Origin of the sequence: Paraburkholderia sp. SIMBA_054, from assembly GCF_046534875.1 — a bacterium.
GTDB classification, from domain to species: domain Bacteria; phylum Pseudomonadota; class Gammaproteobacteria; order Burkholderiales; family Burkholderiaceae; genus Paraburkholderia; species Paraburkholderia hospita.
Genome location: NZ_JAWRXV010001059.1, coordinates 1 through 260, shown reverse-complemented (window position 1 = coordinate 260; position 260 = coordinate 1). Strand labels below are relative to the sequence as shown.

Sequence of the window (260 nt, the reverse complement as noted above, 5' to 3'; positions counted from 1 at the left end):
GCCGATGCAGATACAGCAAGTTCATTGGCATTGGCGCAGCCCGGTATTCGGGCATCACCTCGATCAGTTCCCCCGCATGCAAATGCTGCTGCACGTCATAGGCAGGAATCTGGATCAAACCGAGTCCTGCAAGGCAGCATGCGATATACGCCTCGGCGCTGTTGACGGTCACGCGGCCTTGCGTTGTCAACGTTCTGACAGTGTCGCCATCGAGCCATTCCCAGGGCGCGATACGCCCGCTCGTTGGCGATGCATATTGA

Annotated in this window: 1 protein-coding gene; it reads right to left on the bottom strand. The window is 58.1% G+C overall.

Annotation, left to right across the window (positions count from 1 at the left end):
• The coding region (locus SB822_RS58405; RefSeq protein WP_410859285.1) for a LysR substrate-binding domain-containing protein at positions 1-260 on the bottom strand (260 nt) is incomplete at both ends.